21 protein-coding genes are annotated in these 21,010 nt (G+C 66.2%); 13 read left to right on the top strand and 8 right to left on the bottom strand.

Features of this window, described 5'->3' with window-relative positions; translation table 11 throughout:
* Positions 1–14 precede the first annotated feature (14 nt).
* The 6 genes from P5W98_RS09965 to P5W98_RS09940 form a co-directional block, all read right to left on the bottom strand.
* Complete coding sequence (locus P5W98_RS09965; RefSeq protein WP_421024393.1) at positions 15–512, bottom strand: GNAT family N-acetyltransferase; 498 nt, start codon at positions 510–512, stop codon at positions 15–17.
* Positions 512–787: a hypothetical protein gene (locus tag P5W98_RS09960; RefSeq protein WP_035522630.1), complete on the bottom strand. Its 276-nt coding sequence runs from the start codon at positions 785–787 to the stop codon at positions 512–514. The genes P5W98_RS09965 and P5W98_RS09960 overlap by 1 nt, the downstream gene beginning before the upstream one ends.
* An 85-nt stretch (positions 788–872) precedes the next feature.
* Positions 873–2,231 (bottom strand): molybdopterin molybdotransferase MoeA, encoded by a 1,359-nt coding sequence (gene moeA, locus P5W98_RS09955; protein WP_421024392.1) that lies wholly within the window; start codon positions 2,229–2,231, stop codon positions 873–875.
* Between the two features lie 103 nt (positions 2,232–2,334).
* Positions 2,335–2,964, bottom strand: coding sequence for a molybdenum cofactor guanylyltransferase MobA (mobA, locus tag P5W98_RS09950; RefSeq protein WP_421024391.1), 630 nt, complete (start codon positions 2,962–2,964; stop codon positions 2,335–2,337).
* A gap of 15 nt (positions 2,965–2,979) precedes the next feature.
* Positions 2,980–4,092 (bottom strand): GTP 3',8-cyclase MoaA, encoded by a 1,113-nt coding sequence (gene moaA / locus P5W98_RS09945; RefSeq protein ID WP_421024390.1) that lies wholly within the window; start codon positions 4,090–4,092, stop codon positions 2,980–2,982.
* Between the two features lie 189 nt (positions 4,093–4,281).
* Positions 4,282–7,518 carry an Rne/Rng family ribonuclease gene (locus tag P5W98_RS09940; RefSeq protein ID WP_421024389.1) on the bottom strand — a complete coding sequence of 1,079 codons (3,237 nt, stop codon included), beginning with the start codon at positions 7,516–7,518 and terminating at the stop codon, positions 4,282–4,284.
* A 930-nt stretch (positions 7,519–8,448) separates the two neighbouring features.
* Here P5W98_RS09940 and P5W98_RS09935 point away from each other — a divergent pair.
* From P5W98_RS09935 to P5W98_RS09920, 4 genes are all read left to right on the top strand, one after another.
* Entirely contained in the window at positions 8,449–9,486 is a 1,038-nt protein-coding gene (locus tag P5W98_RS09935; RefSeq protein ID WP_421024388.1) for an RluA family pseudouridine synthase, read from the top strand.
* 80 nt (positions 9,487–9,566) lie between these two features.
* On the top strand, positions 9,567–10,226 hold the full coding sequence (locus tag P5W98_RS09930) for an HAD-IIIA family hydrolase (protein WP_421024387.1): 660 nt from the start codon (positions 9,567–9,569) through the stop codon (positions 10,224–10,226).
* A complete protein-coding gene (locus P5W98_RS09925; RefSeq protein WP_421024386.1) occupies positions 10,223–10,642 on the top strand; it encodes a Rieske (2Fe-2S) protein in 420 nt (139 codons plus the stop codon). The genes P5W98_RS09930 and P5W98_RS09925 overlap by 4 nt, the downstream gene beginning before the upstream one ends.
* 13 nt (positions 10,643–10,655) lie before the next feature.
* A complete protein-coding gene (locus tag P5W98_RS09920; protein ID WP_421024385.1) occupies positions 10,656–11,630 on the top strand; it encodes a S49 family peptidase in 975 nt (324 codons plus the stop codon).
* Between the two features lie 95 nt (positions 11,631–11,725).
* Here P5W98_RS09920 and P5W98_RS09915 read toward each other — a convergent pair whose 3' ends face one another.
* Both P5W98_RS09915 and P5W98_RS09910 read right to left on the bottom strand, forming a co-directional pair.
* Positions 11,726–12,448, bottom strand: coding sequence for an SAM-dependent methyltransferase (locus P5W98_RS09915; RefSeq protein WP_421024384.1), 723 nt, complete (start codon positions 12,446–12,448; stop codon positions 11,726–11,728).
* Positions 12,445–13,104 carry a Maf-like protein gene (locus P5W98_RS09910; RefSeq protein WP_421024383.1) on the bottom strand — a complete coding sequence of 220 codons (660 nt, stop codon included), beginning with the start codon at positions 13,102–13,104 and terminating at the stop codon, positions 12,445–12,447. The genes P5W98_RS09915 and P5W98_RS09910 overlap by 4 nt, the downstream gene beginning before the upstream one ends.
* A 361-nt stretch (positions 13,105–13,465) precedes the next feature.
* Here P5W98_RS09910 and P5W98_RS09905 point away from each other — a divergent pair, with 361 nt between their 5' ends.
* The 9 genes from P5W98_RS09905 (at position 13,466) to P5W98_RS09865 (ending at position 20,967) form a co-directional block, all read left to right on the top strand.
* Complete coding sequence (locus P5W98_RS09905; protein WP_421024382.1) at positions 13,466–14,143, top strand: DUF177 domain-containing protein; 678 nt, start codon at positions 13,466–13,468, stop codon at positions 14,141–14,143.
* Between the two features lie 130 nt (positions 14,144–14,273).
* The gene (gene rpmF, locus P5W98_RS09900) at positions 14,274–14,453 is read left to right on the top strand and encodes a 50S ribosomal protein L32 (RefSeq protein ID WP_018441573.1); all 180 of its coding nucleotides are present in this window, start codon (positions 14,274–14,276) and stop codon (positions 14,451–14,453) included.
* Between the two features lie 144 nt (positions 14,454–14,597).
* Complete coding sequence (gene plsX, locus P5W98_RS09895) at positions 14,598–15,755, top strand: phosphate acyltransferase PlsX (protein ID WP_421024381.1); 1,158 nt, start codon at positions 14,598–14,600, stop codon at positions 15,753–15,755.
* Positions 15,755–16,744: a beta-ketoacyl-ACP synthase III gene (locus tag P5W98_RS09890; RefSeq protein ID WP_421024380.1), complete on the top strand. Its 990-nt coding sequence runs from the start codon at positions 15,755–15,757 to the stop codon at positions 16,742–16,744. The genes plsX and P5W98_RS09890 overlap by 1 nt, the downstream gene beginning before the upstream one ends.
* A gap of 110 nt (positions 16,745–16,854) precedes the next feature.
* Entirely contained in the window at positions 16,855–17,793 is a 939-nt protein-coding gene (fabD, locus tag P5W98_RS09885) for an ACP S-malonyltransferase (RefSeq protein WP_421024379.1), read from the top strand.
* Between the two features lie 41 nt (positions 17,794–17,834).
* Positions 17,835–18,584 carry a 3-oxoacyl-ACP reductase FabG gene (gene fabG, locus P5W98_RS09880; protein WP_129562453.1) on the top strand — a complete coding sequence of 250 codons (750 nt, stop codon included), beginning with the start codon at positions 17,835–17,837 and terminating at the stop codon, positions 18,582–18,584.
* A 168-nt stretch (positions 18,585–18,752) separates the two neighbouring features.
* Positions 18,753–18,992 (top strand): acyl carrier protein, encoded by a 240-nt coding sequence (acpP, locus tag P5W98_RS09875; protein WP_004197638.1) that lies wholly within the window; start codon positions 18,753–18,755, stop codon positions 18,990–18,992.
* Between the two features lie 198 nt (positions 18,993–19,190).
* Positions 19,191–20,432, top strand: coding sequence for a beta-ketoacyl-ACP synthase II (gene fabF / locus P5W98_RS09870; RefSeq protein ID WP_421024378.1), 1,242 nt, complete (start codon positions 19,191–19,193; stop codon positions 20,430–20,432).
* Between the two features lie 31 nt (positions 20,433–20,463).
* On the top strand, positions 20,464–20,967 hold the full coding sequence (locus P5W98_RS09865; RefSeq protein WP_421024377.1) for a protein YgfX: 504 nt from the start codon (positions 20,464–20,466) through the stop codon (positions 20,965–20,967).
* Positions 20,968–21,010 lie beyond the last annotated feature (43 nt).

Genomic DNA, 21,010 nt, shown 5'->3' with positions numbered 1-21,010 from the left:
TCATGCTGCATGCCCTAGCTCGCGACCGGCTCGGCAGGCGCCGCGAGCTGGTCGAGCGCATCGCCCGTCACGCGCACCACGCGCCAGTCGGGCAAGATGGTTGCGCCCATCTTCTCGTAGAAGCGGATGGCCGGCGTGTTCCAGTCGAGCACGGTCCACTCGAAGCGGCCGCACTTGCGCTCCACGGCAATGGCGGCGAGCGCGCGTAGCAGCGCCGTGCCGAGGCCCGTGCCACGCTGCGACGGCTGCACGTAAAGGTCTTCGAGATAGAGCCCGCGACGCCCGAGGAAGGTCGAGTAGTTGTGGAAGAACAGCGCATAGCCGACGATGCGGCCCGCGTCCTCGGCCACCAGCGCCTCAGCCGCCGGGTGCGCGCCGAACAGCGCATCGGCGAGTCCTTCGGGCGTGCCCGTGAAGAGGTGCGTGAGCTTTTCGAACTCGGCGAGCTCGTACATCAGCGCATGCATGGCGCTGACGTCGGCGGGCGCCGCGGCGCGGATCGTAGCGGTCATCACGCCTCCTCGGGCACATCGGAGAGATGGATCTCGATGCCGCCGAAGCGCGCGGCAACCCAGTTGTACAGATGGCAGGCGATCCACAGCAGCACGAAGCCGACGATGGCATTGAGGATCAGCGCGCTGAACACGGTGCCGAGCTCGAAGGTGCCGTAGCGGAAAAACGCGACCACCGCGACGAGCAGCACGACCGGCACGCTGAAGGTCAGGTACACGAGGATGAGGGCCTTCGCAGTCTGCCCGGCGGCGATGAACGAAATCTGTTTTTTCATGTGAATCGGTCCGTAGGTCGAGGGGACGTCTCTGAGGGACGCCGAATCATGTTGAACGATGCAGTGACGGGTCATGGGCGCCGTGCTAGACGAGGCCGTCGAAGAGCATGATGTCGACGGTGTTGCCAGCATCGAGGTCGGCGCTTTCGTGGGCGAGCACGATGAAGCAGTTCGCCTCGCTCATCGTGCTGAGCGCGCCTGAGCTTTGCGAGCCCGTGGGCGCTACGCGCCACTGGCCCTGCGCATCGCGCTCGGCGACGCCGCGCTGGAATTCGGTGCGGCCCGGGCGCTTTTTGATGGGCGCGTCGCAGCGCGCCGGAATGAGCGGCATCGGCTGAGGCGTGGCGCCCGACATCGCGATCAGCGCGGGGCGCACGATCTGGTAGAACGCGACCATTGTGGCGACCGGATTGCCTGGCAACCCGAACAGGAGGGCCGCGCGCCCGGCGCCGGGACGGCCGCCCGACCAGATGCGGCCGAACGCGAGCGGGCGGCCCGGACGCATCGCGAGGCCCCAGAAGGACACATCGCCGAGCGTCTGCAACTGGGTGCGCGTGAAGTCGGCTTCGCCGACCGAGACGCCGCCCGAGGTCAGCACGACGTCGGCGCTTTCGGCGGCGGCCTTGAGCGTGGCTGCCAGCGATTCGGGGTCGTCGTGCACGCGGCCGAGATCGATCGGCTCGGCGTTCAGGCGCTGCAGCATCGCGCCGAGCGTGTAGCGGTTGCTGTCGTAGATGCAGCCGGCGTCGAGCGGCTCGCCGGGCGAGCGCAACTCGTCGCCGGTCGAGAAGAACGCCACGCGCAGACGCCGCTTCACGGCCACGTCGACAATGCCGAGCGAGGCCATCAAGCCGATGTCGCTCGCGCGCAGCACGCGGCCTGCGCGCAGCGCCGCGCTGCCGCGCGCGAGATCTTCGCCCTTGCGGCGGCGGTTTGCGCCGGGTGTCACGGCGTCGGCGCGGAAGGTGACGGCTTCGGAAACGGTGCTGGAAACTGGGCCGGCGGCGGCTTCCGCGCCCACGCCATGTTCCACGCGCTCCTGCGGCACGACGGTGTCGCAGCCGGCGGGCATCGGCGCGCCCGTCATGATGTGCACGCACGCACCCGGCGCGATGGCGCCCGTGTAGGGATGGCCGGCGAACGCCTTGCCCGCCACCTTCAGCGTGAGCGTCGCGCCCGCTGGCGCGGCTTGCGCGAGCAGCGACGCGCCGTCGAAGGCATAGCCGTCCATGGCCGAGTTGTCGTGAGCGGGCACGTCGATCGGCGAGATCACGTCTTTTGCGAGCACGCGTGCCAGCGCGTCGCGCAACGGCACGCGCTCGCTTTGCGCGAGCGGCGTGACCCACTGGAGCACGATGGCCTGGGCGGCACTGACGGGCAAGGCTTGTGGATCGAACTGGCCAAGGCTTCCTGCGCGGCCGGAAATACTGTTAAGCGTGGTCATGGAGTGGAGAAGCGTCGCATCCGCGCGGATGGGTGTGGCGATCGTCCAGGGGGGCGTGCATCAGGCCGGTGGCGGGCGGCGGCGGTCGAGCCGGACGCGCTCGTCAGGCACGGTCGAGCTCGGCAAGTTCCTGTAAGGAATTGACATTGTAAAACGCACGCTCGTCGGCAAAGACCACTTCGGCCGCCGTGTGGCGCGCGTACCACGCACGGACCTTGCGCTCGCCTGCATCCAGAAACGCGGCGAGGTCGTCGGCGAGCGAGGTGTGGACGAGCGCGAAGACGGGGTGCAGGCTGACTTCACTGGCGGCGTTCACCGTTGTTGCGGTGGCGATGAGCGTGTCTTGCGCGCGCACCGCTTCGGCCAGCCGGGCGCCGAGATCGGCTGGCAGCCATGGCGAATCGCACGGCGCGCTCAGCAGCCATTCGGTGCCGGCGGCGCGCAGGCCGGCAAGCAGTCCCGCGAGCGGGCCGGGGTAGTCGGGCAGCGTATCGGCGATAACCTGCGCGTGCCACGGCGCGCCGAGCTCGGCGTAGACATCGTGGTTGCGGTTCGCGCTAATTGCGAGTGCGCCTGCTTGCGGCGCGAGACGCGCCAGCACATGCGCGGCGAGCGGCTTGCCGTGCAGGCGCTGGAGGCCTTTGTCGACGCCGCCCATGCGCTGGCCGCGGCCGCCCGCGAGCACGAGGCCGGTAAGCGCAGCGGTGGGGATGGCGGGCGAAGCGGAGAGCATCGGCGTATCGCTGTATCAGCCGCCGATATAGGACATTTCGATACGGCGCTCTTCGCCCTCGGCCGGCGCGGCGTCGCTGCCACGCAATTGCGAATAGCGGTCGGCGCGCTGTTCCCAGATCTGGGCAATCGTGGCGGAAATGGCTTCGTCGCTCGCGTCGCCTCGCAGCAGCGCGCGCAGGTCGTAGCCCATCGAGGCGAACAGGCACAGATACAGCTTGCCTTCGGTCGAGAGCCGCGCGCGCGTGCAATCGCCGCAGAATGCGCGCGTGACGCTGGAGATCACGCCGATTTCGCCGGCGCCGTCCGCGTAGCCCCAGCGCTGCGCCGTTTCGGCGGCGCTGTGCGGTTCGAGCGCGACGAGCGGAAAGTGCTCGGCGATGCGGGCGACCACGTCGGCGGACGGCAGCACCTCGGCCATGTTCCAGCCGTTCGAAGTGCCCACATCCATGTATTCGATGAAACGCAGGGTCACGCCCGAGCCGCGGAAGTGGCGCGCGAGCGGCACGATCTCGCTGTCGTTGGTGTCGCGCTTGACGACCATGTTGACCTTGATCGGGTCGAGACCGACCGACTGCGCGGCCGCGATGCCGTCGAGCACGTCGGCGACCGAGAAATCGGCGTCGTTCATGCGGCGAAAGAGCGCGTCGTCGAGTGCGTCGAGGCTCACCGTGACGCGCGTGAGGCCCGCGTCGCGCAATGCGCGCGACTTGCGTGCGAGCAGCGATCCATTCGTTGTGAGCGTGAGGTCGAGCGGCTCGCCGTCGGGCGTGCGCAGCTTCGCGAGGCGCTCGATCAGGAATTCGATGTTCTTGCGCAGCAGCGGCTCGCCGCCGGTCAGGCGGATCTTGGTAACACCGTGTGCGACGAAAAGCCGCGCGATACGTTCGATTTCTTCGAGTGAAAGAAGCGACGAATGCGGCAGGAACGGGTAGTCCTTGTTGAAAACCGCACGCGGCATGCAGTAGACGCAGCGGAAGTTGCAACGGTCCGTGACCGAGATGCGCAAGTCGCGCAACGGCCGCGCGAAAGCGTCGAACAGCTCGCCAGACGGCGCGCGCACGGTCTGCGCTGCCGGGCTGGGCGGCAGCGAGCGGATGTCTGCAACAGGGATGATGCGTCGGGACATGGTGGCTTCATTCTCTCGTTGGTTCGATTCTAGCCGAACCTCACCTTGCGCACCGACAAGGATGAACGCTGATATATCAAAAAAAAGCCCGCCGATAGCGGCGGGCTTCGTGTTGCGATGCGGCATTACCGCCGCGGTCGGAAGCGGCCCTGAGGTCGACTTCCGGTCCGGCTGACTCGCGCGTGCCGGTTAGGGCTGGCGGGTCGTCTCCACCTGCTGCATCGGTGCGCTGTCGGCCGGCGGCAGGGGTTTGCGCTCGCGCGGCACGCGTGCGGGCTTCACCACCTGGGCGGCGGCGTCCTGCGCGGCACGCAGCTTGGCGGCGTCGGTGTTGACCCACTCGAGGCCTGCCGATTCCAGCATCGGACGCAGCGTGTCGGCCGCGGCCGCAACGCTCGCTGGCGTGTGACGCTGAGTCGCGGGCTCGGCGACCGGCGCCGCGGCTTCGGCTTGTGCCACGACAGCTTCGGCACGCGTCTCGACCGGCGCGGGTTGGGCGACGGCAGCCGGTTCGATCGGCGCGGGCGGAGCTTCGACGCGATCCTCGCGGACCACCGGCGCTGCGGCTGCTGCGGCTTCTTCGGCCTGCACGGCCGGTGTTGCAGCAACAGCAGCCAGTTTCACAACGGCCTGAACCGGCGTGGCGGCCGCGACCTGTTCGACGGCGGGCGCGACCGGTTCAGCGGGTGCGGCAACCGGCGCTTCGGGTGCAGCAGCAACTACGGTTTCGGCCGGGGCGGCCGGAACGACTGCCGGTGCTTCAACAGCCGGTGCTTCGGTGGCTTGCGCCGAATGGGCGGCCTCAGCGGCAGCAGCTGCTGCGACCGGCAAGGCCGTCACGACCACCGCTTCGGTAACTGAAGTGTGAACGACAGTCTCGACGCGCTCAGCCTGCTCGACAGCGGGCTGCTCGACAGCGGGGAACGCAGCGGCCAATTCGTCGGTGCCCTCGTCGGCGCCGGTTGCGCCTTCGAGCCCTTGCGTGCCTTCCGCATCGCGCTCGCGGCGACCACCACGGCGGCCACGGCGGCGGCGGCGGCGCTCCTCACCTTGCGGTGCGCCGTCTTCGTCGGTGCCGGCGTGGGGCACGCCGTCGGTGAGGGCGGCCTGGGCTGCTTCGGCGACCTCGGCTTCGATGTTAGCGGCGTCGAGGCGCGCCTCTTGTGCCTCGCCGGCTTCGGGCTGCTGCTGACGGCGCCGTTCGCCACGTTCGGCGCGGTCACCACGCTCCGTGCGTTCACCGCGTTCACGGCGCTCGCCACGTTCCTGACGTTCGCCGCGCGGGGCGGCTTCGGCTGCTTCGTTGCGGTCCTGGCCACGTTCGACGCGTTCGATGCGCTGCTCGCGTTCGGCGCGGGGCTCACGGCCCTCGCGTGCTTCACGCGGTTCGCGTTGCTCGCGCGGCTCGCGCTGTTCACGGGGGGCGCGGCCTTCACGTCCTTCGCGCGGCTCACGCGATTCACGCGGTTCGCGCTCCTCACGACGGCCCGAGGGCTGGCCGGCGCGTGCGCCGCCTGCCGCTTCGCCACGGCCTGCTGCGTCGCGGCTACCGCCACGGCGGTTGCGATTGCGGTCGCCGGAGCCTGTGCCAGCCTTCTCGCCACGCTCGGTGCGGGCTTCGCGCGCCGGACGGCTGGCCTTTTCCTGCTGCTCGACCGGTGCCGGCACGGGAGCCGGTGCCGGCGCGCCGCCGAAGAGGCGCTTGATGAAGGCGAAGAAGCCGCCGCCGCTCGCGGGAGCGGCGGCAACCGGTGCGCCAACGGGCATCGGCTCGGCCACGGGCCTGGCCTGTGCCGTGGGGGCAGGGCGCTCGGGCGTGATGCCCTTCACCGCGGCTTCCTGCTTCGGCTTGGTGTCGGCCGTGCGCTTGCTGTAGCCGGTCTCCGACTCGAGCTCGCGCGCAGCTTCCTCGGCCATCTTCCACGAGGCGCGCGGGTCGTCGAGACGCGCATCGTCGTGACGCAGGCGCTCGAGCTTGTAGTGCGGCGTTTCGAGGTGCTTGTTCGGGATCAGCACGACGCCGACCTTGAAGCGCGACTCGATCTTGTTGATTTCCGCGCGCTTCTCGTTGAGCAGGAAGGCGGTCACTTCGACCGGCACCTGGCAGTGAATTGCCGCGGTATTTTCCTTCATCGCCTCTTCCTGGATGATGCGCAGGACCTGAAGCGCCGACGATTCCGTATCGCGGATATGACCCGTGCCATTGCAGCGCGGGCAGGTGACGTGGCTGCCTTCCGAGAGGGCCGGGCGCAGGCGCTGGCGCGACAGCTCCATCAGGCCGAAGCGCGAGATCTTGCCCATCTGCACGCGGGCGCGGTCGTGGCGCAGCGCGTCTTTCAGGCGCTGCTCGACTTCGCGCTGGCTCTTGGCCGACTCCATGTCGATGAAGTCGATCACGATCAGGCCGCCCAGGTCGCGCAGACGCAGCTGGCGCGCCACTTCGTCGGCGGCTTCGAGGTTGGTGCGCGCGGCGGTTTCCTCGATGTCGGCGCCCTTGGTGGCGCGCGCCGAGTTCACGTCGATGGCGACCAGCGCCTCGGTGTGGTCGATCACGATCGCGCCGCCCGAGGGCAGCGGCACCGTGCGCGAGTACGCGGTCTCGATCTGGTGCTCGATCTGGAAGCGCGAGAACAGCGGCACGTCGTCGTGATACCGCTTCACCTTGTTGACATTATCCGGCATCACGATATCCATGAAGGCGCGTGCCTGGTCATAGATCTCGGTGGTGTCGATGAGAATTTCGCCGATATCGGGCTGGAAGTAGTCGCGGATCGCGCGGATCACGAGGCTCGATTCCAGATAGATCAGCATCGGCTGGCCGGACTGGCCGGCTTGCGACGCGGCTTCGATGGCGCGCCACAGTTGCAGCAGGTAGTTCAGGTCCCACTGGAGCTCTTCGGCGGAGCGGCCGATGCCGGCCGTGCGCGCGATAATGCTCATGCCGTCCGGCAGTTGCAGCTGCGCCATGGTTTCGCGCAGTTCCTGACGGTCGTCGCCCTCGATGCGGCGCGACACGCCGCCGCCGCGCGGGTTGTTCGGCATGAGGACGAGGTAGCGGCCGGCGAGCGAGATGAAAGTGGTGAGGGCGGCGCCCTTGTTGCCGCGCTCTTCCTTCTCGACCTGGACGATCAGTTCCTGGCCTTCCTTGAGGGCGTCCTGGATGCGCGCGCCGCGCATGTCGACGCCGTCGCGGAAGTACTGGCGGGCGACTTCCTTGAACGGCAGGAAGCCATGGCGATCTTCGCCGTAGTTGACGAAACACGCTTCGAGCGACGGCTCGATGCGGGTGACGATGCCCTTGTAGATATTGCCTTTGCGCTGTTCGCGGCCGGCAGTTTCGATGTCGATGTCGATCAGCTTCTGTCCATCGACAATGGCGACGCGCAGTTCTTCCTGCTGCGTCGCGTTGAACAGCATTCGTTTCATTGAACGGCTCCAGTGCGGCTTCATGCACGGCCCTCGGTCCCTCGACGGCGCCCGGCGCTTCGCCGGGCTGCATGGGGGGAGAGGGTCGCGGCAAGCCGCGCCTTATTGTGTTTTCACAAGCACGCTGGAGCAGGAAGGATGGCGGGGAGAATTGCCTTGCGGGCAGCCGGTCCGGCGTTGCGTTGCCATGGACGGGCCGCGTGGGCACATGCGAAATACGTCTTCAAGAGCAGCCAGACGCGCGGGGGCACGGTTTTCCTGCGCTTCCGATCCGCCTGTCGCCGCTTGTTGCCCGCTCATAGCCGCTGATTGCCGGCTTGTGGCGGTGCTTGCGTGTGTTGGCGGCAAAAGGCGCCACGCACGATCGCGACAGGACATGGGCCGCAGCCGCGAACTGCGCGCGCTGCTGGCTGGATCTGCTTTGCGGCTTCGGGCATCGAGCCCAGGGCCGCGCACGGGAAGCTTTCAGAAACGCCCGTCTTCCCCCTCGGGGTGTCTCGCCACTTTTGACGTCGCCATATCCCGCACATTGCCGGGACGCATCAGGCGCTCGCCGTATTTTCGCCACCAGCGCGTCGGGCGGCAGTCGCTCGAAAACGTTGCGACCGCGCGGCATGACTCGCCGGATGAATTCTTTATACCAACCTTCCGTTACCGTCGGAGCCTGCCTCGACCGAACGTGCCTGTGGGCGCCGTCCCTGCCGCGCGGACTTCCGTGCGTGCAACTCGTTGCATCTCTAAAACGGGGTGAGCAACCGGCCCCGGGCGCAAGTAAAATATCGGTTTATCGCTTGCCGCCTGCGCATGCCGCGCGGTTCAAGATCCCGGAGAAGCGCCCTTGGGTATTCAGTAGACAACCTTGGGGCGAATCAGGAACTTTTTGGCCTTTTGGCCTGCCGTCGCGTCAGCGCTGGGCAAATTATATTCAGAATGAAAGGGTTAGGCAAAATATCCCAGAATCAGGTCGCGAGCGACCAGGTTTCGTTCGTCGAGATCGACGAAGACGCTGCTGGTCAGCGGATCGACAATTTCTTGCTGCGCGTGTGCAAAGGCGTGCCGAAGAGCCATATCTACAGGATTTTGCGCAGCGGGGAAGTGCGTGTGAATAAGGGGCGAATCGACGCGCAGTACCGGCTCGAGATGGGCGACGTTGTGCGCGTGCCGCCCATGCGCGTCGCCCAGCCGAGCGAGCAGGCAGGCGCGGTGCCCGTGCCGGCGGCGCACTTCAGCGTGTTGTACGAGGACGAGGCGCTGCTCGTGATCGACAAGCCCGCCGGCGTGGCTGTGCATGGCGGCAGCGGTGTGGCTTTCGGCGTGATCGAGCAGTTGCGCGAGGCGCGGCCGCACGGCAAATTCCTCGAACTCGTGCACCGGCTCGACCGCGAGACCTCCGGCGTGCTGATGCTCGCGAAGAAGCGCGCGGCGCTAGTCGGGCTGCACGAGCAGATGCGCGACAACAAAACGGACAAGCGCTATTACGCGTGTGTCCACGGCGAGTGGGCGAGCGACTGGGGGCGCCGGCGCGCCGTGAAGGAGCCGCTACACAAGTACCTGACCCCCGAAGGCGAGCGGCGTGTGCGCGTGCAGCCCGACGGCCAGCCGTCGCATACGGTCTTCAATCTCGTCGAGCGCTGGCCTGGCTACGCGCTCGTCGAGGCCGAGCTCAAGACTGGCCGCACTCACCAGATCCGCGTGCATCTCGCGCATCTGGGCTTGCCGATCGTCGGCGACGCCAAATACGGCGACTTCGCGCTCAACAAGGCGCTCGCGCGCACCGGCGCGAAGCCAGGCGTCAAGCGCATGTTCCTGCATGCGCACCGGTTGAAGCTCACGCACCCGATCACGGGCGCGCCGCTGCAATTCGAGGCGCCGCTGCCGCCCGAGCTGCGCAGCTTTGTCGGCGAGTTGCGCGCGCAGCGCGAAGCAGAGGGCGAGGGCGAGCGCCACGCCGCTGCGCGGCCCGAATAGGGGCGCCGAATGCGCATGACGCCGCGACGAACCGGGGAGCAAGCCGGATTCAAGAATTACAGTGTTTGGAGAAGGACCGCATGGCCCGAGAGCAATTTGACCTGATTGTGTTCGACTGGGACGGTACGCTGATGGACTCGACCGCCCACATCACGCGCAGCATCCAGGCCGCGTGCCGCGACCTGGGCCTGCCGGTGCCCGGCGACGAAGCCGCGAGCTACGTGATCGGCCTTGGCTTGCGCGAGGCATTGCAGATTGCCGCGCCCACGCTCGATCCCGCCGACTATCCGCGCCTCGTGGAGCGCTACCGCGTCCATTACCTGTTGAAAGATCAGCAAATCGAGCTGTTTGCGGGCGTGCGCGAGATGCTCACCGAGCTGCGCGACACGGGCTACCTGCTCGCGGTGGCGACCGGCAAGAGCCGGGTGGGGCTGAACCGCGCGCTGGCCGAGGCCAGCCTCACGAGCTTGTTCGACGGCACGCGCTGCGCCGACGAAACCTTCTCGAAGCCGCATCCGGCCATGCTCCAGGAGCTCACGCGCGAACTGGGGCAGGATCTGGGCCGAACGGTGATGATCGGCGACACGACGCACGACTTGCAGATGGCCGCTAACGCGGGCGCGGCGGGCGTGGGCGTGGCTTACGGCGCGCATTCGTCGGGCGCGCTGGCCGGGCTTGCGCCGCGGTTTATCGCGCCGGACGTGGCAGCGCTGGCCGGCTGGCTGCGGGAGCACGCATGAACGCGCAGCCCGGTGCGGGCGAAGCCCGCGAGACGGGCCACGCGCCCGTGCGCGTGTGCGCCGCCGAGGACCTCGTCGAGGGTGGCGCAGGCCAGCGCATGAGCGCGACCTATGCGGGCGGCGAGGCCGTCGTGTTCTTCGTGCGCTATGGCGGCGAAGTGTACGGCTACCTGAACCGCTGCGCCCACGTGCCGATGGAGCTCGACTGGGTCGAGGGGCAGTTCTTCGAGTCTTCGGGGCTCTATATCATGTGCGCGACGCATGGCGCGATCTACCAGCCCGACACCGGCAAATGCGTGGGCGGACCGTGCCGCGGCGCGCGGTTGCGCGCGGTGCGCGTCGAAGAACGCGACACACCCGAAGGCCGTGCGGTATTCTGGCTTCCGGACGACGATTTGAGTCCGACCCCATCCTGATTCGTTACCACGCATGTCCGATAACCTGAACCCTGATGACGCCAGCGGCGGCAAGCCCGGTTGGGAGCGCGAGGCGCTCGAACGCATCGCCATGGCCGCGATCACCGAGCAACGCTCGGCGCGCCGCTGGAAGATCTTTTTCCGCTTCGCGTTTCTTGCGGTGCTGGTGCTGGTCGCATGGAGCATCCTCGACCTTTCCGGCACGCGCGTGGACAGCGGCGGCCGCCACACGGCGCTCGTCACGCTCAGTGGCGAGATTTCGGCGGACACGTCCGCCAACGCCGACGACATCAATAGCGCACTCGATAGCGCGTTTGACGACGACGGCACCGCCGGCGTGATTCTGCATATCGACAGCCCCGGCGGCTCGCCGGTGCAGGCCGGCATCATCAACGACGAGATCCGCAGGCTGCGCGCGAAATATCCGGCCATTCCGCTCTACGTGGTGGTGGGGGACATGTGCGCTTCGGGCGGCTATTACGTTGCCGCCGCTGCGGACAAGATTTATGTGAACAAGGCCAGCATCGTCGGCTCGATTGGCGTGCTGATGGACGGCTTCGGCTTCACGGGCCTGATGGACAAGCTCGGCGTCCAGCGCCGGCTGCGCACGTCGGGGGAGAATAAGGGTTTTTACGATCCGTTCTCGCCGAATACGCCGAAGATGGACGCGCACGCGCAGGAGATGCTCGACCAGATTCACCAGCAGTTCATCGACGCCGTGAAGGCGGGCCGCGGCAAGCGCCTGAAGGATGAGCCGGACCTCTTCTCGGGCCTTTTCTGGACCGGCCAGAAGAGCATCGAGCTCGGTCTTGCTGACGGCTTCGGCGACAGCGACTATGTGGCGCGCGAAGTCATCAAGGCGCCGGACATCGTTGACTACACGGTCAAGCAGGGCATCACCGACCGCGTCGCGAAGCGCTTTGGCGCAAGCGTTGGTTCGGCGGCCGTGCATTCGCTGATTTCGGGCGGGAAGGTTTCAGTGCGCTGATTCTGCGCAAACGGGGCTCCGATCCCACGTGAAACGGCCGCTGTGCGATGCATGGCGGCCGTTTCATTTAGCGGTGGCGCCTGTGCGAACGGCGCTCAGTTTGCCAGCAGCAGGAAGATCGCGGGCCGCTTATGCAACTCGGGCGCCGGCTTCTTTTTCCACTCGGACACGGCGCGGCTCACGATCGTCTCCCCTGGCAGCGTGAGGTCGGCGGCCACGCACACGAGCGTGGAGGGTGCGCAGGTTGCGAGCAGCGCGTCGAGCAGCGCGCGGTTGCGATAGGGTGTCTCGATGAAGATCTGCGTTTGCTTCGCCTTGCGGGAGGTCTGCTCGAGTTCGCGCAGCTTTTTGGTGCGCTCGTTCGCGTCCACGGGCAGATAGCCATGGAACGCAAAGCTCTGGCCGTTCAGGCCCGACGCCATCAGCGCAAGCAGGATCGAGCTCGGCCCGACGAGCGGCACGACCTTGATGCCGCGCTCGTGCGCGCGTCGCACCAGCAGGGCGCCCGGATCGGCCACGGCGGGCACGCCCGCTTCGGACACCAGCCCCGTGTCGATGCCGGCCAGAAGCGGCGCGAGCAGCTTGTCGATCTCGCTTGCGGGCGTGTTGACGTTGAGCTCGCGAATTTCGATCTCCTGGATCGGCTGCGTGGTTCCGACGCGCTTCAGGAACGCGCGCGTGGTCTTGGCGTTCTCGCCGATGTAGCTGGACAGCGTGCCCGCGCGTTCGCGCACCGGCGTGGGCAGGACGGCGGCGAGCGCGGCGTCGTCGCCGTCACCGAGGGTGTTGGGGATCAGATAGAGCGTGCCCGTGGTCATTGGCGAGCGTCCTGCGGCGCAAGTAGCGGATTCAGCAATGGATAGCCGACGGCGAGCAGCATGCGCGTGAGCGCGATGAGCGGCAGGCCGATCAGCGCGGTGGGATCGTCGGACTGGATTGCTTCCAGCAGCGCGATGCCAAGCCCTTCCGATTTCGCGCTGCCCGCGCAGTCGTAGGGCTGCTCGGCGCGCAGGTAGGCGTCGAGCGCGGCGTCGGGCAGGTCGCGAAAGCGCACCGTGGTCACGACATCGACGGTATCCGTTTGGCCAGTCGCGGTGTCGAGCAGACTGAGTGCACTATGGAACAACACTTCACGTCCGCGCATGGCGCGCAGTTGCTCGAGTGCACGCTCGTGAGTGCCCGGTTTGCCGATCTGGTGCCCGTCGAAGGTCGCCACCTGGTCGGAGCCAATCACGAGCGCACGCCCGGCGCCGGCCGGCAAGGCGGCGGCTACGGCGCGGGCCTTGGCCTCGGCCAGGCGCAGTGCCGTGGCGGCGGGCGTTTCGCCGGGTTGCGGCGTTTCGTCGATGGCCGGCACAGCGGTCTCGAAAGGGATGTGCAGGCGCTCGAGCAACTCGCGGCGGTAGCGTGAGCTGGAGGCGAGAATCAGCGTGGGTCGGCCCGGTTGCCGGGCGGGTGCAGCGGTATCCTGCATGATGGTCGGTTCGTGAATAATGGTCGTGGAGCGGTGCAGGGCGAGTAAGGCATGCGGCAGTCGCATTCAACTGTCGCATTTGCCGGCGAATTTGCCAAAATACCCAAGCCGCGCAGAGGCTTGCGAGCGTGAGCTTAAGTGTTTGACTCGCAAAGATAAAGACGTTATGATTTTGGGCTTTTCATCGGTACGCTCACCTCGTGCGTCTGGCTAATGTGTGTCCGGCGGTGTGTCCGGCGGGCTGGCGCGCATTAAGAAAAGCGCGAGGGAAGCGGGCGGACAAGAATACGGATCGCGGATCGGCAGCAGTGTAGGGCTTTGCGCCGCCTGCGGGCCGCGCGTCTGGAGCAGGAGAGCGCACATGACCGAACATTCTGGCAAGCCTGCGGGCACCGCATCGGGTGCAGGTGCGGATAAAGGCACGCAGGGCGCGCTCAATCCGCGCGATTTCGACATTTTCGAATTTGCGCGTAGCGGGCGCAGTGCATCGGGTGCGGTGCGTCTCCCGCAACTGCCGCGCATGCTAAGCGAAGTCCCGGCCGATGCGCCTGGCCGCGATGCCGCGTTCACATGGCAGGCCGAGGGCTTCACGCAACAGGAATTGCAGGACAACGGCACCGAGGGGCCGCAGCCGTATCTGCGGCTCGCGATTCACGGTGCCGCATGGCTTACGTGTCAGCGTTGCCTCGCTCCCTACGAGCAGGCGTTCAACGCGGACCCGGTCTTCCGGATCGTCCAGACGGAAGATGAGGCGGACGAGTTTTCGCTCGACGACGATGAATTCGATGTGATTGTAGGCTCGCGCCATTTCGATCTCGTCGACTTGATCGAAGAGGAGTTGTTGCTCTCGCTGCCGCTCGTGCCGAAGCACGAAGTTTGTCCGGAAGTTCACGAAAGCCTCGCCTCGGGTGCCGACGGCGCGGATGGCGTGGATTCCGTCGACGACGTGCCGGAGCAGGAAATCGAGCCGGAAGAGCGCGTCAACCCGTTTGCGGCGCTCGAATCGCTCAAGAAGGACGGTCCCGGCAGCAAGCACTAAGGTTTTACCGGGTGGCTGCGGGTGGCGTGCAGTATCAATTCGTGGCCCAGTCCCGGAGTCCGGTCATCCCCCAGGGTGGCGGCGGCCGGATCGGGCTGTGTTAGAATTTGGAAAATTTTCAGGAGTTATCATGGCAGTTCAACAAAACAAGAAGTCGCCGTCGAAGCGCGGCATGCACCGCTCGCACGATTTCCTCACGGGCGCGCCGCTGGCTGTCGAGCCGAGCACGGGTGAAGTGCATCTGCGTCACCACATCAGCCCGAACGGCTACTATCGCGGCAAGAAAGTCGTCAAGACCAAGAACGACTAATCGTCCAGTGTGCGGCGCGACGGCCCGATTCTGGGCTTGCACGGCGCTGCACATGGCGATTCCGTTCGCTTGACAGTTTTTCGGCTCGGCAAAAAAGGCGGCATTCAACTGCCGCTTTTTTGTGCCTGAAATCCGTCGCACTCCATGACCGTTACGCTCACGATAGATTGCATGGGAGGCGACCACGGTCCGTCCGTGACAGTGCCTGCCGCAGTCAATTTCGTCCGCACGCATCCCGATGCGCGACTGCAACTGGTGGGCATCGAGACGGCGATCCGCGCCCAGCTCAAGAAGCTGAAAGCGCTGAACCTCTCCGCACTTTCCGTCGTTCCCGCCACCGAGGTCGTCGAAATGGACGATCCGGTCGAAGTCGCCTTGCGCAAAAAGAAAGACTCGTCGATGCGCGTCGCGCTCAACCGCGTCAAAGAGGGCGAGGCGCAGGCTTGCGTCTCCGCAGGCAACACCGGCGCGCTGATGGCCGTCTCGCGCTATGTGCTCAAGACGCTGCCTGGCATCGAACGGCCGGCCATCGCGTTCGCGCTGCCCAGCGAGCGCGGTTACACGACGATGCTCGACCTCGGCGCGAACGTCGACTGCGAACCGCAGCATCTGCTGCAATTCGCCGAGATGGGGCACGCGCTCGTCGCCGCGCTCGAGGGCAAGGAGCGCCCGACCATCGGGCTCCTGAACATCGGTGAAGAAGTCATCAAGGGCAACGACACGATCAAGCGCGCAGGCGAGTTGCTGCGCGCGAGCACGCTGAATTTCCGCGGCAACGTGGAAGGTAACGACATTTACAAGGGCACCGTCGACGTTGTCGTCTGTGACGGTTTCGTGGGGAATGTCGCGCTCAAGACGTCGGAAGGCCTCGCGCAGATGCTCAACGACATGATCAAGGAAGAGTTTGGTCGCTCGTGGCTCACAAAGCTCATGGCGCTGGCTGCGCTGCCGGTGCTCATGCGTTTCAAGAAACGCGTCGATCACCGCCAGTACAACGGCGCGGCGCTGCTCGGCCTGAAAAGCCTCGTATTCAAGAGCCATGGCTCCGCAGACGCTTATGCGTTTGAGTGGGCGATCAAACGCGGGTATGATGCCGTCAAAAATGGCGTGCTGGAGCGTCTCGCGCGCGCCATGGAAGAAAACGCCAGTTCACTCGAACAGGCTGCCGGTTCGTCCACGGGCGGCCAGAACAGCGCCGCCCCAAAGGCTCCCGAGGAGCCTTCCGCGAGTCCATCAGCGAGCTTACCCGCTCAGACGGCGGGCGAACTGCCGCCCGGCGCCGCATCATCCTCGAAGGCATAATGGCTCAATCGACTCTCTATTCCCGCGTGCTCGGCACGGGCAGTTTTCTTCCGCCTGAGCGCGTCACCAATCAGGATCTGGCCGAACGTCTCGCCGCCCAGGGCGTCGAGACGAGCGACGAGTGGATCGTCGCGCGCACCGGCATCCACGCGCGCCACTTTGCGGCGCCCGATGTCACGACCAGCGATCTCGCCCTGGCCGCTTCGCAGCGCGCGATCGAGGCCGCCGATGTCGACCCGCAATCGATCGACCTCATCATCGTCGCCACCTCAACGCCCGATTTCGTGTTTCCGAGCACCGCCTGCCTGCTGCAGAACAAACTCGGCATCCGCAATCACGGCGCGGCGTTCGACGTGCAGGCCGTGTGCTCGGGCTTTGCTTACGCGGTATCGGTCGCCGACAGCCTGATCCGCAGCGGCCAGCACAAGACGGCGCTCATCGTGGGCGCGGAAACGTTCTCGCGCATTCTCGACTTCAAAGACCGCACGACCTGCGTGCTGTTCGGCGATGGCGCAGGCGCGATCGTGCTGCAGGCGTCCAGCGAGCCGGGCGTGCTCTCGAGCGCGCTCCACGCCGACGGCAGCTATGCGCACATTCTCTGCACGCCGGGCAACGTGAACGGCGGCGTGGTTGCCGGCAACGCGTTCCTCCATATGGATGGACAGGCCGTGTTCAAGCTCGCCGTCAACGTGCTCGAGAAGGTCGCGATCGAGGCGCTCGAAAAAGCGCAACTCACAGCCGACCAGATCGACTGGCTGATCCCCCATCAGGCCAACATCCGCATCATGCAGGGCACCTGCCGCAAGCTCGGTCTGCCCGCCGAGCGCATGGTGGTCACCGTGGGTGAGCACGGCAATACCTCGGCGGCTTCGATTCCGCTTGCATTCGACGTCGCGGTGCGCGACGGCCGCATCAAGCGTGGCCAGAACGTGCTGATCGAAGGCGTCGGCGGCGGCTTTACCTGGGGCGCTTCGGTCATCCGCTTCTGACCAGTCCGAAGCGGGCGCTCCCGCTTGGCCGGGCCTGCGACACGTGCGGCCCCGCATGCGGTTCATCGGAGCGCATCGCCCATCTGTTTTGATCGAATTTTGGGGACGTTATGAAATTTGCGTTCGTTTTTCCAGGACAAGGCTCGCAGGCCGTTGGCATGCTCGACGCCTTCGGTGACAACGCCATCGTGCGCGAGACGCTCAAGGAAGCGTCCGATGCACTCGATCAGGATCTCGGCAAGCTGATCGCCGAAGGCCCTGCCGACGAACTCAATCTCACCACCAACACGCAGCCGGTTATGCTCACCGCCGCTTACGCCGTTTATCGCGCGTGGCAAGCGGCGGGTGGCCCGGCGCCGGCGATCGTCGCGGGCCATAGCCTGGGCGAATACACGGCGCTCGTGGCTGCGGGCGTGCTTGCGTTCCGCGACGCCGTGCCGCTCGTGCGCTTTCGCGCACAGGCGATGCAAAGCGCAGTGCCGGTGGGCGAGGGCGGCATGGCCGCCGTGCTCGGTCTCGACGACGACACCGTGCGCGCGGTTTGCACGGAAGCCGCAGCGGTAAGCGGCGGCGTGGTCGAGGCGGTCAACTTCAATGCGCCGGCGCAGGTCGTGATCGCCGGCCACAAGGGCGCGGTCGAAAAGGCCTGCGAAATCGCCAAGGCCAGGGGCGCCAAGCGTGCATTGCCGCTGCCGGTTTCGGCGCCGTTCCATTCGTCGCTGCTCAAGCCCGCTTCGGACCAGCTGCGCGAATATCTCGCGAACGTCACGCTCAATGCGCCGGCCATCCCGGTCGTGAACAACGTTGACGTGGCCTTCGAAACCGATCCCGCGAAGATTCGCGAGGCGCTCGTGCGCCAGGCCGCCGGTCCGGTGCGCTGGGTCGAGTGCGTCAAGGCGATCGCCGCCCAGGGTGCGACGCATGTGATCGAGTGCGGTCCCGGCAAGGTGCTGGCGGGCCTCACCAAGCGTATCGACGGCAATCTGGCCGGCGCCTCGGTGGCCGATCCGAAGTCGCTCGACGAAGCGCTCGCGCTCCTCAAGGCTTAAGCCGCCGCATCGAAAAGTATCAAACGCAACGGATTCGAACGATGGAAAAAACTCTCGACAATCAGGCCGCGATCGTGACCGGCGCTTCGCGCGGCATCGGCCGGGCCATTGCGCTGGGACTGGCGCGCCAGGGCGCGACGGTGATCGGCACCGCAACGAGCGAAGCCGGCGCGCAGGCCATTACCGCCGCTTTCGAAGCTGCGGGCGTGAAGGGCCGCGGCGTGGTGCTCAACGTCAACGACGCGGCGGCGGCCGAAGCGCTCATCGACGCGACGGTCAAGGAGTTCGGCGGCCTCGCGATTCTCGTCAACAATGCCGGCATCACGCAGGACAACCTGGCGATGCGCATGAAGGACGACGAGTGGGACGCGGTGCTCGACACCAACCTGAAGTCGGTGTTCCGCCTCTCGCGCGCCGTGCTGCGCCCGATGATGAAGGCGCGCGCCGGCCGCATCATCAACATTACGTCGGTGGTCGGCTCGTCGGGCAACCCGGGCCAGGCCAACTACGCGGCGGCCAAGGCCGGCGTCGCGGGCATGACGCGCGCGCTCGCGCGCGAGATCGGCAGCCGCGGCATCACGGTGAACTGCGTGGCGCCGGGCTTCATCGACACCGACATGACCAAGGATCTGCCTGCCGAGCAGCAGGCCGCGCTCCAGCAGCAGATCCCGCTGGGCCGTCTGGGCAGCCCGGAAGACATCGCACATGCGGTGGTCTTTCTCGCATCGCCGCAGGCGGGCTATATCACGGGCACTACATTGCACGTAAATGGCGGGATGTATATGTCTTAACCGGATTCGGGTACTATCCGCGCCTTGATGCGCTTCGGCGAATAACTCGCCTGAGCGCGTGCGCGAATAGCCGTTCCGGAACCGCGAGCGCCGCTTTTCAGCCAGGTCAAACCTGATAAAATGCGCGCACTCGCATTTATGAGCTCACTTTTTTCCCTTGGAGGGGTAATGGACAACATCGAACAGCGCGTCAAGAAGATCGTCGCCGAGCAACTGGGCGTCGCCGAAGCTGAAATCAAGAACGAAGCTTCGTTCGTGAACGATCTGGGTGCAGACTCGCTCGACACCGTGGAACTGGTGATGGCTCTCGAAGACGAATTCGGCATGGAAATCCCCGACGAGGAAGCCGAGAAGATCACGACGGTTCAGCAAGCGATCGACTACGCTCGCGCGAACGTCAAGGCCTAAGCGCCTGTTCCTTGCCCGGGCCGGCGCGCGCACGCGAGTTGCACGCTAGCGGTCCGCGAGGATGCTTGCGCGTGAAACCGCGAACGCCCGTCGCACCTGCTGCGGGGCATCGGCCGGTCAACTAGCCACAGGGCTCACAGGAGCATTTCCTGTGGCCTCTGTGGCTTTTGTTTTGTCATCTATGGAAAAGGGGTTACCGTGAGCCGTCGTCGAGTTGTTGTTACAGGCCTGGGGCTGATTTCGCCTGTTGGCAATAATGTTGCCGACGGGTGGGCCAATCTGGTCGCCGGGAAGTCCGGCATCGCCAACATCACGAAGTTCGACGCTACGAACTTCTCGACCCGTTTTGCCGGCGAAGTGAAAGGCTTCAACGTCGAAGATTACATGCCGGCGAAAGAAGCACGTCACATGGATACGTTTATCCATTACGGCATTGCTGCGGGCGTCCAGGCGATGCAGGACAGCGGCTTCGAGATCACCGAAGAGAATGCCGAGCGCGTAGGCGTGGTGGTGGGCTCGGGCATCGGTGGCCTGCCCATGATCGAAGTGACGCAAACGGAGCTGCTCAACCGCGGCCCGCGCCGTATTTCGCCGTTCTTCGTGCCGGCCTCGATCATCAACATGATCTCCGGCCATCTGTCGATCAGGTACGGCATCAAAGGCCCGAACCTTGCAATGGTCACGGCCTGCACGACCGGCCTGCATTGCATCGGCGAGGCCTCGCGTCTGATCGAGTACGGCGACGCCGACGTGATGATCGCGGGCGGTGCGGAATCGACCGTCTCGCCGCTCGGCATCGGCGGCTTCGCGGCGGCGCGCGCGCTCTCGCAGCGCAACGACGATCCGGCAACGGCGAGCCGCCCGTGGGACAAGGACCGCGACGGCTTCGTGCTGGGCGAAGGCGCCGGCGTGATGATCCTCGAAGAGTACGAGCACGCGAAGAAGCGCGGCGCGAAGATCTATGCAGAAGTCGGCGGCTACGGGATGAGCGGCGATGCGTATCACATGACCGCTCCGCTCGAAGACGGTGACGGCGCGCGCCGCTGCATGCAGTACGCGATGCGTAACGCAGGCGTGAACCCGAACGAAGTGAACTGGGTGAACGCGCACGGCACCTCGACTCCGCTCGGCGACATTGCGGAAACCACCGCGATCAAGCGCGCGTTCGGTGATCACGCGAAAGACATCGTCGTCAACTCGACCAAGTCGATGACCGGCCACCTGCTGGGCGGCGCGGGCGGCCTGGAGTCGGTGTTCTCGGTGCTGGCCGTGCACCACCAGGTGTCGCCGCCGACGATCAACATCTTCAACCAGGATCCGGCATGCGACCTGGACTACTGTGCGAACACCGCGCGGGACATGAAGATCGACGTCGCGCTGAAGAACTCGTTCGGCTTCGGCGGCACGAACGGCACGCTCGTTTTCAAGCGCTTCGCTTGAACTGCTGCCAAAAGCGGCATGTGAGCCCGATGTGATCGCCTCGCGCGACACGGCGGCCGCGCTGGTGCAGTTGCATGCGCCGGCCGGCCGCAACACCTCTTTCGATGCGCGGCGCACGCGTGCGCCGCGCATCGCCTTGCGCCCGTCCCGGGCACTGCAAGCGCTGCTGCTTGCCGGCGTGCTGATTGCAACTACCGCGTTTTTCACGACGCTCGCGCCCTGGCTTGGTGCGTGGCGCGCTTTGCCGCCGGCGTTCGCGCTGGGCGCGGCCGGGATGCTCGCTTTCCAGGCATGGCGCCGTGCGCAGCCAGCCTTCGTTGAAATCGGGGCCGATCGTTTCGCTGCATTTGCGCGCAGCGGGGCGCAGCTCGTCGATGGACGCCTGCTCGGCGCTTCGCAATGGGGCGCAGCGCTCCTCGCGCTCGTGGTGGAAGAGGGCGGACGCCGCAAGACGCTGCTCCTGGCCGCCGACTCTCTCGATGCCGAGATCTTCCGCATCCTCGCAGTGAGTGCGCGCGGCGCATCCGGCCGTTAATGCCTTCAAGCGCCATCGCGCTTGCGCGGCGGTCGGCGTTTTG

This window comes from Paraburkholderia sp. A1BS-2L, from assembly GCF_051125205.1.
Classification (GTDB): Bacteria; Pseudomonadota; Gammaproteobacteria; order Burkholderiales; family Burkholderiaceae; genus Paraburkholderia.
This window is presented reverse-complemented; position numbering and strand designations above follow the sequence as displayed.